Below are 1968 nucleotides of genomic sequence, written 5' to 3' on the forward strand. Positions count from 1 at the left end.
GATTGGAGATACAATCTTCAAAGACAGCATTGTTTATAAATATAAAGATAAGCTTGTAAAAGATACTGTTAATATAACTGATACTATCCGTGTGCCATATCCGATAAAAGGAGATATAATAGAAGTAAACAAACTAAAATGGTGGCAAGAGGCGAGTGTTTGGTTTACCTCACTTGTATTAGTGTCATTGGCTCTTTATCTGAGTATAAAATACAGGGCTAAGATATTCTCTTTCTTAAGGAAATTGATTTTTAAAATATAAGTTTTAGGTATATAGGTTAAGATTGTTTGGAGCCGTTTGTCTGGGAAGATAGGCGGTTTTTTACATAATAAAAAAAATGTAGTTTTATTTTATTTACAACTTCCGACCTTTTATATACAAAGCATGAATCACTTTATTTCTATTACCGCTTTATTCTTAGCCGGTTATCTATATCTATATACAAATACTCTCTTTGATCAATACAATGAATATGTAGAAAGAACCTTTTAATTTTATACTGATCCTAAGATATTACGATCATATGAATATTTTAACAATGTGAAATATTTTTTAAGTATTCATTTGTTAATATTAAAATAGTATTTTATCTTTAATCGAGTTAACAATCGATTGATACCAAATTAATATATAATCTTAAATCTGATTTTTTCTTTAATTATTTATGGAATTTTAATTCTTAAATTATCTATAGATCAAATGTCCTTTATAAATAATCTGAACAATGTTTATTTAGTATAGTAAGTAAATATATAATATAAATCCTAACCGATGAAAACACAGTCAGTATTCCTGATCCTGCTTGTATTGGCTTTACCCGCCTTCGCACAGCTGACAAGCAACCACAACCGTTACCGTCCCGGTGATGTGTTAATAAAGCGACAGGTCGAATCAACCTCTCCGGGGGAATCGGGAGCCAATAAAACCTGGAACTTCAGTAAACTAAAAACAGTTAAAGAGGAATATACCCTTCGCTACGACCTGCCTCCTTTAGAGGGTGACAGTGTTTATATCCATGGAGGTAAACGCTACAGGGTAAAGAATGTATTTGCAGATGAACTGATAATCGGTATCGAGCATAATACAATGTATTATTACCGACAGGCTGGAGATTCCCTTCTTTTGCTTGGACATGAGAACCCTTCGGTGAAGCTGAATTATGATCCGTCAATCCAACAGATGCGCTTTCCTCTGAACTACGGACAAACGGTTTCATCAAACTATGACTCCAAAGGCCTTTATTCGGGAACAATCAAAATACAGACTACAGGAACAGTAACCACTTCGGCCGATGCCTATGGTAAACTGATCCTGCCTTCCGGTGACAGTCTGAGCCCTGTACTGCGGGTAAAGACTATACAGACGATAGAGGATCACAAAGACAACACAAACGCTAATATTAAAGCATTGGAAACCTGTCGCTGGTACAGTAAAGGCTACCGTTATCCTGTCTTTGAGACAGTACGGAATATCAACGTTGCGGACAGTACCGTAATCTTCTCCACAGCATTCTTCTATCCACCACAGGAGCATCTTTATCTGGACACAGATCCTGAGAATCAGGCTTTGCTGGATGATCTGTGGAAAGACACAGAAAAAAAAACAGACAGACGTAAACACAGATCAGAATCAAAATGCTAAGACTGTGACTTTAGAAGATATTATGACCTGCAAGATCTATCCGAATCCTGTGGAATCACAGATGTATTTGGAGTATGAACTCAAAGAGGATGCCAAGGTTGGCTTTGAGCTATATTCGATAGACGGCATACCTGTCAGGAAGTTGCAACCAAAAGCAAAAACCAAAGGCGTGATATACAATGAGACAATTGATTGCTCGGCCCTCAAACCGAGAAGCTATGTCCTGCGGATTACTGCCAATGGCGCTATAGTAAATGAAATTATTATTAAAAAGTAAAAACTCGATATTATGAAAAGAAGATATATAATAATTTATATTTTGTTGT

The 1968-nt window shown here is 35.7% G+C and carries 2 protein-coding genes and 1 pseudogene; all 3 read left to right on the forward strand.

Annotation, left to right across the window (positions count from 1 at the left end):
• Positions 1 to 262: pseudogene (locus BGC7_RS17310) on the forward strand (hypothetical protein); the annotation flags it as partial.
• A 510-nt stretch (positions 263 to 772) separates the two neighbouring features.
• Positions 773 to 1642, forward strand: coding sequence for a hypothetical protein (locus BGC7_RS17315; protein ID WP_242034379.1), 870 nt, complete (start codon positions 773 to 775; stop codon positions 1640 to 1642).
• Between the two features lie 22 nt (positions 1643 to 1664).
• Positions 1665 to 1919: a T9SS type A sorting domain-containing protein gene (locus BGC7_RS18255; protein WP_242034378.1), complete on the forward strand. Its 255-nt coding sequence runs from the start codon at positions 1665 to 1667 to the stop codon at positions 1917 to 1919.
• The last annotated feature ends 49 nt before the right edge of the window (positions 1920 to 1968 follow it).

This window comes from Dysgonomonas sp. BGC7 (assembly GCF_001261735.1).
Classification (GTDB): domain Bacteria; phylum Bacteroidota; class Bacteroidia; order Bacteroidales; family Dysgonomonadaceae; genus Dysgonomonas.

Excerpts from the sequence above, each read along its gene's own strand:
- BGC7_RS17315 (WP_242034379.1), top strand. The coding sequence starts at position 773 with ATGAAAACACAGTCAGTATTCCTGATCCTGCTTGTATTGGCTTTACCC.
- BGC7_RS18255 (WP_242034378.1), top strand. The coding sequence starts at position 1,665 with ATGACCTGCAAGATCTATCCGAATCCTGTGGAATCACAGATGTATTTG.